Source organism: Streptomyces sp. NPDC002690, assembly GCF_053592415.1.
This window is the reverse complement of record NZ_JBSFVR010000292.1, coordinates 1-9,611: the sequence shown is the minus strand read 5'-3', so window position 1 is coordinate 9,611 and position 9,611 is coordinate 1. Positions and strand designations below refer to the sequence as shown.

At 70.8% G+C, this 9,611-nt stretch carries 9 protein-coding genes; 7 read left to right on the top strand and 2 right to left on the bottom strand.

The annotated features are described in order from the left end of the window. Positions 1-70: 70 nt before the first annotated feature. Positions 71-1,102 (bottom strand): glycoside hydrolase family 6 protein, encoded by a 1,032-nt coding sequence (locus ACWD3D_RS27760; RefSeq protein ID WP_451463521.1) that lies wholly within the window; start codon positions 1,100-1,102, stop codon positions 71-73. 296 nt (positions 1,103-1,398) lie between these two features. Between ACWD3D_RS27760 and ACWD3D_RS27755 the strand changes: the two genes are divergently transcribed. The 3 genes from ACWD3D_RS27755 to ACWD3D_RS27745 all read left to right on the top strand — a co-directional run bounded on the left by ACWD3D_RS27755 (position 1,399) and on the right by ACWD3D_RS27745 (position 4,191). Next, on the top strand, positions 1,399-1,908 hold the full coding sequence (locus tag ACWD3D_RS27755; RefSeq protein ID WP_451463520.1) for a MarR family winged helix-turn-helix transcriptional regulator: 510 nt from the start codon (positions 1,399-1,401) through the stop codon (positions 1,906-1,908). A gap of 100 nt (positions 1,909-2,008) precedes the next feature. Next, complete coding sequence (locus ACWD3D_RS27750; RefSeq protein ID WP_451463519.1) at positions 2,009-2,374, top strand: DUF3817 domain-containing protein; 366 nt, start codon at positions 2,009-2,011, stop codon at positions 2,372-2,374. Between the two features lie 116 nt (positions 2,375-2,490). After that, entirely contained in the window at positions 2,491-4,191 is a 1,701-nt protein-coding gene (locus tag ACWD3D_RS27745) for an acyl-CoA mutase large subunit family protein (RefSeq protein WP_451463518.1), read from the top strand. 78 nt (positions 4,192-4,269) lie between these two features. On the opposite strand, the gene ACWD3D_RS27740 is transcribed toward ACWD3D_RS27745, so the two are convergent. Continuing rightward, positions 4,270-4,893 (bottom strand): TetR/AcrR family transcriptional regulator, encoded by a 624-nt coding sequence (locus ACWD3D_RS27740; protein ID WP_451463517.1) that lies wholly within the window; start codon positions 4,891-4,893, stop codon positions 4,270-4,272. Between the two features lie 362 nt (positions 4,894-5,255). On the opposite strand from ACWD3D_RS27740, the gene ACWD3D_RS27735 reads away from it, so the two are divergent. The 4 genes from ACWD3D_RS27735 to ACWD3D_RS27720 all read left to right on the top strand — a co-directional run bounded on the left by ACWD3D_RS27735 (position 5,256) and on the right by ACWD3D_RS27720 (position 9,533). After that, positions 5,256-6,227, top strand: coding sequence for a tetratricopeptide repeat protein (locus ACWD3D_RS27735; protein WP_451463516.1), 972 nt, complete (start codon positions 5,256-5,258; stop codon positions 6,225-6,227). A gap of 652 nt (positions 6,228-6,879) precedes the next feature. After that, positions 6,880-7,512 carry a DUF6230 family protein gene (locus tag ACWD3D_RS27730; protein ID WP_451463515.1) on the top strand — a complete coding sequence of 211 codons (633 nt, stop codon included), beginning with the start codon at positions 6,880-6,882 and terminating at the stop codon, positions 7,510-7,512. Between the two features lie 94 nt (positions 7,513-7,606). Continuing rightward, the gene (locus tag ACWD3D_RS27725; protein ID WP_451463514.1) at positions 7,607-8,218 is read left to right on the top strand and encodes a DUF6114 domain-containing protein; all 612 of its coding nucleotides are present in this window, start codon (positions 7,607-7,609) and stop codon (positions 8,216-8,218) included. Continuing rightward, entirely contained in the window at positions 8,211-9,533 is a 1,323-nt protein-coding gene (locus ACWD3D_RS27720; RefSeq protein ID WP_451463513.1) for a hypothetical protein, read from the top strand. Before ACWD3D_RS27725 ends, ACWD3D_RS27720 begins: the two co-directional genes overlap by 8 nt. Positions 9,534-9,611: the final 78 nt, after the last annotated feature.

Sequence of the window (9,611 nt, the reverse complement as noted above, 5' to 3'; positions counted from 1 at the left end):
TGGCGGTGGCGATGACGGAGAATCCGGGCTTGGCGAAGACGATGTTGTCGTCGCCGGGAAGCGGCGTTGGTCAGGACCCCGCGGCCCGGGCCAGGCCGAGCGCGTACCCCGGCCACCAGGCGCCGGCCGCCGGGCCGCCCCGGCAGGGACCGTCGGAGTCGCCCGGACGCTTGATCCAGAGGTACGCGTCCAGCCGCTCGTCCCCGGTGTCGGTGGTCGGGGGAGTGCCCAGGGCCCGCCCCGGCGGGTTGCACCAGGCTTCCGAGCGGCCTTCGGCGAGCGGGCCGCGGCCGTTGCGGCTGCTGTCGATCACGTAGTGCGCGCCGCCGAGGAGGGCGGAGAGCCGCGCCCCGTACGCCTTCACGGTGTCGTTCGTCTGGAAGTTGGCGACGTTGAGCGAGAAGCCGTCCGCCCGGTCGATGCCGGCCCGGCGGAGCGGTTCGACCAGCTTGCCGGGGTCGGCGAGCCAGTCCGGGTTCCCGGCGTCGAGATAGACCTCGGTCTCCGGGTGGGCCTTGAGGGTGTCCACCGCCGCGGCGAGCAGATCGAGCCGCTCCGTGTGCTTCTCGGGCGGGGTACAGCCGTCCACGACGTGCGCGACGGCGTCGGGTTCCAGGACCACCGTCGCCGGGGCGTCCCCGATCGCGGCGGCGAACCGCTCGATCCACTTCCGGTAGGCGTCCGGGTCCGCCGCCCCGCCGGCCGAGTAGGCCCCGCAGTCGCGGTGCGGGATGTTGTACGCGACGAACAGCACGCTCTGCCGCGAGGCCGAGGCGCCCCGCACCGCTGTGCGGATGTCGTCCTCCGGGTCGTCGCCCGCGGGCCAGTCGGCCACCGGGTGGGTGGAGATCCGCTCCAGCAGCTCCGCGTCCGCGAGGCGCCCCGCCTCCTTCCAGGCGCTGACCTGACGGGCGGCGTCGCTCTCCGGGTCCACCCAGAAGGGGGACGACGCGGACCCGCCCCGGTGGGCGTCCGCGGCGCTCGCGGTGGGTGACTCCGCGCTTCCGGACGGCGTCCCCGGCGGGGACGAGCAGCCCACCGCGAGGGCGGCCGACACGGCCACGGCAGCGGAGACTGCGGGCAAGATCCTGCGGCCGGACATCCAGCCCCCTGACAGTGGCTCTACACGGTGGCTTACGGGGAACGGGCGCGGAGCGGGACACCCGTGCGGGGCACGCCCGGGCGTGCCCCGCGAGATACAGAGATGCCGTCGATCCTGACATATCGGTCACGGAGCGTGGTGCTGCGACACCGGCCGCCCCGGAGCGTCAACCACGTGCCGGACGAACCGGCCCCGTTCGGGCGCTCAGGGCGCACCGCGCCTCCCCGTACGCGTATTCGGTACCGAACTCCGAGACGGCGCTCGCGGCGATGTGACCAGTGGGTAAGGTCGGAGCCGTGCCGAAGCCGCTCAGCCTCCCCTTCGATCCCATCGCCCGCGCCGACGAGCTCTGGCAGCAGCGCTGGGGTCCCGTGCCCTCCATGCAGGCGATCACCTCGATCATGAGGGCTCAGCAGATCCTCCTCGCGGAGGTCGACGCGGTGGTGAAACCGTACGGGCTGACGTTCGCCCGGTACGAGGCACTGGTGCTGCTCACCTTCTCCAAGCAGGGCGAACTGTCGATGTCGAAGATCGGCGAGCGCCTGATGGTGCACCCGACCTCGGTCACCAACACCGTCGACCGGCTGGTGCGGTCGGGCCTGGTCGACAAGCGCCCCAACCCCAACGACGGGCGCGGCACGCTCGCCTCCATCACGGCGAAGGGCCGCGAGGTGGTCGAGGCGGCCACCGAGGAACTGATGGCGATGGACTTCGGGCTGGGCGCGTACGACGCCGAGGAGTGCGCGGAGATCTTCGCCATGCTCCGGCCGCTGCGGGTCTCGGCGCAGGACTTCGAGGACGCCTGATCGGGTGCGCGCGGGCCGCCCGGCGGGCCGCTCGCGCGCCGCTCCCGCCGGGGTGTGCCCGCTGCAAGATCGCCCCCGGGCTCCCGCTAGTCTCGATGTCATGAAACGCAGCGTGCTGACCCGCTATCGGGTGATGGCTTACGTCACCGCCGTCATGTTGTTGATCCTCTGCCTCTGCATGGTCTTCAAGTACGGATTCGACAAGGGCGAGGGCCTGACGCTCGTCGTCTCCCAGATCCACGGCGTGCTCTACATCATCTATCTGCTCTTCGCCTTCGACCTCGGGTCCAAGGCGAAGTGGCCGGTCGGCAAGCTCCTCTGGGTGCTCGTCGCCGGCACCATCCCGACCGCCGCGTTCTTCGTGGAGCGCACGGTCGTCCGCGAGGTCGAGCCGCTGATCGCGGGCGCCGCTCCGGCCGCCGCCGCGAACCGGTCCGAGCAGGGCAGCCCCGTCAAGAACGGCTGACGCCCGGCGGGCCCGGCCCCGTCCGCACGACCCGAACCGCCCCGTACCGGACTCCGTCCGCGTGCCGGGCGGTTTGTCATCGACAGATAGTAGGACGTCCTAGTAAATTCGACGGTATGGACGCTGACGCGATCGAGGAGGGCCGCCGACGCTGGCAGGCCCGTTACGACCAGGCCCGCACACGCGACGCGGACTTCACCACCCTGTCCGGGGACCCGGTGGACCCGGTGTACGGGCCCCGACCCGGCGACACGTACGAGGGGTTCGAGCGGATCGGCTGGCCCGGCGAGTACCCGTTCACCCGCGGACTCCACCCGACCGGCTACCGGGGCCGCACCTGGACCATCCGCCAGTTCGCCGGCTTCGGCAACGCCGAGCAGACCAACGAGCGGTACAAGATGATCCTCGCCGCGGGCGGCGGCGGGCTCAGTGTCGCCTTCGACATGCCGACCCTGATGGGCCGGGACTCCGACGAACCACGCTCGCTGGGCGAGGTCGGCCACTGCGGTGTCGCCATCGACTCCGCCGCCGACATGGAGGTCCTCTTCCGGGACATCCCCCTCGGCGAGGTCACCACCTCCATGACGATCAGCGGCCCAGCCGTCCCGGTCTTCTGCATGTACCTCGTCGCCGCCGAACGCCAGGGCGTCGATCCCGCCGTGCTCAACGGCACCCTCCAGACCGACATCTTCAAGGAGTACATCGCCCAGAAGGAGTGGCTCTTCCGGCCCGAACCCCATCTGCGGCTCATCGGCGACCTGATGGAGCACTGCGCCCGCGTCATCCCGGCGTACAAGCCGCTCTCCGTCTCCGGCTACCACATCCGCGAGGCCGGCTCCACGGCCGCGCAGGAGCTCGCCTACACCCTCGCCGACGGCTTCGGATACGTGGAGCTGGGCCTCTCCCGGGGGCTCGACGTGGACGCCTTCGCCCCCGGCCTCTCCTTCTTCTTCGACGCCCACCTCGACTTCTTCGAGGAGATCGCCAAATTCCGCGCCGCCCGCCGCATCTGGGCCCGCTGGATGAAGGAGACGTACGGCGCGAGGACCGACAAGGCCCAGTGGCTCCGCTTCCACACCCAGACCGCCGGGGTCTCCCTCACCGCCCAGCAGCCGTACAACAACGTCGTGCGCACCGCCGTCGAGGCGCTCTCCGCCGTCCTCGGCGGCACCAGCTCGCTGCACACCAACGCCCTCGACGAGACCCTCGCCCTCCCCTCCGAGCAGGCCGCCGAGATCGCGCTGCGCACCCAGCAGGTGCTGATGGAGGAGACCGGCGTCGCCAACGTGGCCGACCCGCTCGGCGGGTCCTGGTACGTCGAGCAGCTCACCGACCGGATCGAGGCGGACGCCGAGAAGATCTTCGAGCAGATCAGGGAGCGCGGCACCCGCGCCCATCCGGACGGCCGCCACCCCATCGGCCCGATCACCTCGGGCATCCTGCGCGGCATCGAGGACGGCTGGTTCACCGGGGAGATCGCCGACTCAGCGTTCACCTACCAGCGCTCCCTGGAGAAGGGGGAGAAGCGGGTCGTCGGCGTCAACGTCCACCACGGCTCGGTCACCGGCGACCTGGAGATCCTGCGGGTCAGCCACGAGGTCGAGCGCGAGCAGGTGCGCGCCCTCGGCGCCCGCCGGGCGGCCCGCGACGAGGCGAAGGTGCGCGGCGCGCTCGACGAGATGCTCGCCGCCGCCCGGGACGGCTCGAACATGGTGGAGCCGATGCTGGGAGCGGTACGCGCCGAGGCGACCCTCGGCGAGATCTGCGGGATCCTGCGCGAGGAGTGGGGCGTCTACACCGAACCGCCGGGGTTCTGAGGCGGTCGGGGCGGGTGCTGCCGGGGCTTCCGCGCCATCGCGACGGCCGTCCGTTCCGGCCCCGGGGTCGTGGTGGTGCTACGCCACCACGCCCAGGCCGGACAGCAGCAACGCGGTGAAGCGCCGGGCCCAGTCCGCGTCGACGGGCTCGGCGCTGACCAGCGTCCGGTGCACCACCGCGCCCGCGATCACGTCGAAGATCAGATCGGCCGCCAGTGAAGCCGTCCGGCCGTCCGACTCGGGCGGCAGCTCGCCGCGCTCCTGCGCCCGTCGTCGGCCCTGGACCACCAGTCGCTTCTGGCGGTTGACGATCGAGTCCTGTATGCGGGTGCGCAGGGCCGCGTCGCGCGTCGATTCGGCGACCACCGCCATCAGCGCGGTCCGGGTCTCCGGACGCTCCAGCAGTTCCGCGAACTGGAGCACCACGCCCTCCACGTCGGCGGCGAGACTGCCGAGGTCGGGGAGTTCGAGTTCGTCGAAGAGGACGGCGACGGCGTCCACGACCAGCTCGTTCTTCCCGGCCCACCGGCGGTAGAGCGTCGTCTTGGCGACCCCGGCGCGCGTCGCCACGTCCCCCATCGTCAGCTTCGACCAGCCGAGCTCGACCAGTGACGCCCGGGTCGCCTCCAGGATCGCGGCGTCGGCACCGGCACTGCGGGGGCGGCCGGGGCGGGCGGACGGGAGGTCGTTGCTGCTCGGCATGGAGCGACCTTACCCGCGAGTAGGTACGGCGGCCCGCTCCGGGTGCGGGTGAGACAGATCACCGAGGTGTCCTGTTCAGGGAGGCTACTCGCCAGTTACGCTACGGGTCGTAGCGTAAGGACCCCCGGGCATCGGCCCGTTGGCCCGCGCCACGAACGAGCGACAGCCACGTGGGGGCGCCGGATGGGGATCCGGTGCCGACCTGGCGGTGCCGGAGGGCAGGAAACCGGCGCCGCGACCGGGGGGTTCGTACCTCCCGAGCCGTGTCCGTCCGCCTGCCCCGCACACCGGCCGGGGCGGCGGCGGGACCCGGTTGACCGATCGCTTTCCGGAACGGCGGGCGCAGGGGGGAGGATGTACGTATGCAGCCTAGGAACATGTCCATGAGCGGCGTCGTCGACCTCGCCGCTGTCAAGGCGGCCGGAGAGGCCAAGGCCAAGGCGGAGCAGGCCCGTGCCGAGGCCGCCCGCAAGGGGGGCACCGGTGCCGTCGCGCCGTCCGCCCTGGTGATCGACGTCGACGAAGCCTCCTTCGAGCGCGACGTCCTCCAGCGCTCCGCCGAAGTACCCGTCGTCATCGACTTCTGGGCCGAGTGGTGCGAGCCCTGCAAGCAGCTCGGCCCCCTGCTGGAGCGGCTGGCCGTCGCGTACAACGGCCGCTTCCTGCTCGCCAAGGTCGACGTCGACGCCAACCAGATGCTGATGCAGCAGTTCGGTATCCAGGGCATCCCGGCGGTCTTCGCCGTCGTCGCGGGACAGGCCCTCCCGCTCTTCCAGGGGGCCGCGCCCGAGGCCCAGATCCGCGAGACCCTGGACCAGCTGATCCAGGTCGGCGAGGAGCGCTTCGGCCTCACCGGGATCGTCGTCGACACGGACGCCGAGGGCACCGACGCGGCCCCCGCCGAGGTCCCGGCCGGCCCGTACGACGCGCTCCTCGAAGCCGCCTCGGTGGCCCTGGACGCCAACGACTTCCCCGGCGCGGTGCAGGCGTACCGCAATGTCCTCTCCGACGACCCGGGCAACCCGGAGGCCAAGTTGGGCCTCGCGCAGGCCGAACTCCTGGCCCGGGTACAGAAGATGAACCCGCAGGAGGTGCGGGACAAGGCCGCCGCGAACCCTGCCGATGTCGCCGCCCAGATCGACGGTGCGGACCTCGACCTCGTCGGGGGCCATGTCGAGGACGCGTTCGGGCGCCTCGTGGAGACGGTCCGCCGTACGTTCGGCGACGACCGCGACGCGGTGCGGGTGCGGCTGCTGGAGCTTTTCGAGGTCATCGGCCCGGACGACCCCCGGGTCGCCGCGGCCCGTACGGCGTTGGCGCGCGTGCTGTTCTGATGCGCTCCGTTCCGGTTCGACTCATTGAGACGTGACTTGTTCCTATGTGACAAGACGGCCGTGACGCCCACCGGGCGGCACGGCCGTTTTCGCGTCCGGGCGACAACTCGGGCCTTTCCCGGGCCCTGCTTTGCCAAATCTTGACCAAATGAGCCGCTGTTACTGGCAGTAAATCATCTCGGGTTTTCTGCCCGGTTGCGCGGTGTTTTCCTCTGATTCGGGTGTCCCATTCGTGCCACCCTGCGTGGCCGGGTCGTGCCCCGGTGTCGCGGGTCGGTTATCAGCCCGTTACTAGCGAGTAACGACACCCCTTGTGCACGGGCCCCGAATGCACCACGATCGGCCACGCTCGGTCCAATACCCGCCAGCTCGACCGCCAGTCGGCGCCGGGGGCAGTTGGTCCCCACCGGGCGGGCCGGCGGAACACGCGCCGACCCAGGACAGGGGGGTTCCTGCCCGAGGGCGGGGCCTGTCCGACCGGCTGCGCGGACCGCGCGGTCAGTGGTTTGTCGCTCGGGGGTGATCGCCGGTGCATCGGATGCGGTACACGCCTCCGGAGCGGGCGCTCTCCTTCCCGAGGACGTAGCACTTCTCCCATCCCAGGACGGGCACGAGCCCGGCCGGAGATGTACGTCCGAGAAGGAGGAAATATATGAGTTCCCAGGTTCGCGGTGGAACGAGATGGAAGCGTTTCGCCCTGGTCATGGTGCCGAGCGTCGTCGCGACCGCTGCGGTGGGCGTCGGCCTGGCGCAGGGTGCGCTCGCCGCGTCGTTCAGCATCTCGGGGCAGGACTTCAAGGTCACTGCCGACGAGCTCAAGGGCGACGACTTCGTCCAGTACGGCAATGTCGCCGCAGGCGACGCGGGGGCCCACCCCGTCGCGGTCTCCGGCTTCAGCTACGCGAAAATCACGAACATGTGCCAGTCGGTCGTGACGCCGATCCCGGGCCTTGGCACGTGGACGCTGAAGCTGACGGCCGGTACGAAGGCGGACAACCCGGTTGAGGCGACCGACCTGTACCTTGACGTCTCCCAGCTCGACGCGGACGCCTACTTCGAGAACATCGACATCGGTGTCGCCGCAGGCAAGCTCGGCAAGGAGAGCAACGACAACTTCGGCATCCAGCCGAAGACCACCGGGGCGAACGCGAACGGCTTCGGCCAGCGCGCCGAGCACGCGACGCTGACCAATGTGTCGCAGAGGGCCTGGGCCACCACCGCCGGCACCTTCAAGCTGAGCAACCTCAGCCTGCGCCTGAACCACGACGCGAACGAGTGCGAGTAGGCATTCAGTTCGGGTGGCCGGGGCCCGCGACAAGGGCTCCGGCCACCCACCCTCCCTTTCTCACAGCAGTACCGGTTCCAGGGAGCTGTTTTCCATGAGCCCCGAGTCCACAGGGCAGAACGAGCACTACCTCACCGTCTTCCGGCGGGGCTTCCGCACCTGGCGGGGGAACAGGCCGTTCTGGGCAGGCCTGTTCACCATGGCGGGCGGTATACCCATCGCCTACTTCCCGTACGCCAACATGCACCTCGGCAACGTCACTCTGGCGATGTCCACCACCGCCGGTGCGGGATCACTGATCATCGGGGTCCTGCTCGTCACGCTGGGCCTGACGATGTGGTTCCATCACATCGTCCGAGTGTTCGCGGGCGTGGCGGCGATCCTGCTCGGGCTGATCTCCATACCCGTGGCCAACTTCGGCGGGTTCGTCATGGGCTTCGTCCTCGCGATGCTCGGCGGCGCCCTCTCCGTCTCCTGGGCCCCGGGAGAGCCGAAGGAAGAAGCCGAGGGCCCCGACGGCCCCCCGAGCTCCGAGTACGTGCCCTTCCCCTCGGCTCCGGTCGCCCACGGCACCGACGAGCCGGCGTTCGCGAGCGGCTCGCCCTCGGGGGAGTCCCACGGAATCACGAGCTTCCCCGCGCAGCAGCCTGCCCCCTACGACACGGCGGTGGACGCCGACGCCGACGGCGGGAGGCACCGTGCGTGAAGACGGGTACTCCGACACCTTCGCGGGCGAAGCCGCCCGCGAGCGGAGAGGCCCGCGTCATGCGGCCCCCCGCAAGTCGCTGCTGATGAAGCTCAACCTGCCGTCCGGGAAGAAGGCGTTCGCGCTCGCCGCGATGCCGACGGCGGTCTTCGTGGGCATGGGCCTCACGCCCAAGCTCGCCATGGCCGACGACGCTTCGGACATCCCGTACGCGCCCGGACCGTGCGTCACCCGGTCCGACGAGCCGAGTGAGTCGCCGGAACCGACGACGTCGGCTTCTCCGTCGCCTTCGGCCTCCGACTCCGCGTCGACAGGCGCAGGCGAGGACAAGGACGACGACAAGGGCTCCGGCGCCACGCCGACCACGACTCCGTCCCCGTCCGCGACGTCGGAGGCGCCCGCCGCCGACGCGTCGAAGGACGGGACGGCCGCGGCGGCGAAGTCCGCAGCCGAGCCGGCCCCGTCCGCGACCGAGAGCACCAACCCGCTCGACCCGCTCGGTGTCGGCGACGCGATCAAGGGCCTTTTCGACAGCCTCGACCCGGACAAGGCGACCCCGTCTCCCAGCACCACCACCGAGACTCCGGCAGCCGAGGAGTCCACGGGCTCCGCCACGGACGAGCCGGCCGGCACCTCGGATTCCGACGCCTCCGCGGCCAAGGACGCGGCGGTCACGAAGGCCGAGGAGACCGCCGAGAAGACCGAGGCGGAGATCCGCGCGGCGGCGGCCGAGGCGGGCCAGACGGTCGAGGAACTGGACGAGGACGCCAAGGGCCTCGACGCCAAGAAGGACGAGGACATCCCGGACGGCGCCAAGCAGCCGTTCCCGTGCCCGACCGAGGACCCGGAAGCCCTCGCGGCGGCCGAACTGGAGCCGGGCGTACCCCTGCTGCCGGCCGACCCGTGGATTCTGGAATCCTCGCTGCTCACCCTCACGGGGCTGGACTACGCGGGCATCGTGGAGGTGAAGACGGCGGACGGCAAGGTCAAGAAGGTCCTGAAGTTCACCGCCGACTCCATAGACATCAAGGACCTGCACCAGAAGGCGGTCGGTCCGGACGGCACCACCACCCACGTCCAGGCGCGGGCGGGTTCGACGTCCACCATCCGCGACGGCCAGGTGACGATGTACACGGAGGAGCTGAAGGGCAACCTCTTCGGCATCATCCCGATCACCTTCAGCCCGACCGCCCCGCCCCCGATCAACGTGCCCTTCGCGTTCTTCACGAACGTCAAGGTTACCCAGGCCGGGCAGTTCGGCGGCACGCTCAAGGTGCCGGGTCTGCACAACTACCTCACCACGAACGCGAGCTGACCCGCAGCCCCACCCCCAGACCAGTCCGGGAGCCGCACAACACCTGTGGCCCGCCTCCCTGAGCAACAGGGCTGCGGG